General features: G+C 32.4%; 1 protein-coding gene. It reads left to right on the forward strand.

Annotation, left to right across the window (positions count from 1 at the left end; all coding sequences use genetic code 11):
• The first annotated feature begins 173 nt into the window (after positions 1–173).
• Positions 174–977 carry a hypothetical protein gene (locus E1J38_RS14950; protein ID WP_133357644.1) on the forward strand — a complete coding sequence of 268 codons (804 nt, stop codon included), beginning with the start codon at positions 174–176 and terminating at the stop codon, positions 975–977.
• Positions 978–1,273: the final 296 nt, after the last annotated feature.

Consider the following 1,273-nt stretch of genomic DNA (forward strand, 5'->3'; position numbering starts at 1 on the left):
AAATCTGAACTCTAAAAAACAACGAAATGGCAACACCGTATAAAAAAAATTGCTAGTTTTAGCTAAACCAAAGTTAGTTGCCCGTTTGCTAGCTTCTGATTTTCCTTCGGAAAATCCTCGCACACAAACACGCAACTTTCCTTATACATAAACGTTACCTGTAATACGCGAAAATGCCTAAATATTTAATAAAATTTACTCCGAAGGAATTTTATCCTGACTTTTCTGATTTAACAAATTACAATATTAAATTAGGAACTTTTCATCATTATAGAAATATTGAAAACTCAATATTAAGTGATAAAAATGAAGGACAACGTGGACTTACCTTGCGAATAAAAAAACCTTGTTCGAAACTTGAACAATTAAGTAAAGAAGAAGGCTCTTATATAACTTATGATGAATCTTATCTGAATGAGAATGGGGAATTTAAAGCGGAATTTTATTTGCAATTGCACGACCACTTATTGGAATTCAACGCTTGGTTATTTTGCTGTTCTCACGTAGATGATTTGGAATATATCAATACTCTAAAGGAACACTTTAAATGTGAATCTTACTTTTATATTTATGATGTGGACAAATTTGTAAACAGTATTCAAAGAGCTTTATCAGACGACTTAAAAGCAAATCCGCTTAATGAGAATAATGAAGAAAGAGTAATATACGAGAAAGGCGGAAATGTTTTTATAGATGGTTATAAAGATGCCGTAAAGTATTCTGACAAATCAAAGTGGATGAATAGAGAATGTGAGACCTTAACTGAATTTATTGAATCTAAAAAGTCTAGAGAAGTGGACCAAAATCTTTGGTTTCAAAAACCAAAAAGATATATAGCTGAACAAGAAGTTAGATTTATTTATTTTCCTTCTGAAGGTAGAACTGAAAGAAAACGATTTAATATCAGAGATGATTTTAGAATACTGGGATGTGATTTCTCTGATTGTATAAGTGAAGAACCTAAAAGTTATGAATAAAAAGTACTACAGGTAACAATGGCTATAGTTCATTGCTTCTGACTTTCCTCGCGGAAAGTCCTCGCAAATTTGCTATCTTCGGTTTACGGCGGAAAATCCTCGCGGATTTTCACGCAACGAAACCATAGCCAAACACGTTGGCTGTAATTTAAAAAGTCGTACTTTCCTGAAATAGGTTGACTAAAAATTAAACCTTTTAGCACTATACCTAATGAAAGACAAAAAACAACCCTGCCGAAAAACTTCCTACAAAAAAGTAGGTTTCGACTTAAAGCTTTTGATCATCGATCAAGTCC

The sequence above is a fragment of the Seonamhaeicola sediminis genome (assembly GCF_004358095.2).
In the GTDB taxonomy this organism is placed as follows: domain Bacteria; phylum Bacteroidota; class Bacteroidia; order Flavobacteriales; family Flavobacteriaceae; genus Seonamhaeicola; species Seonamhaeicola sediminis.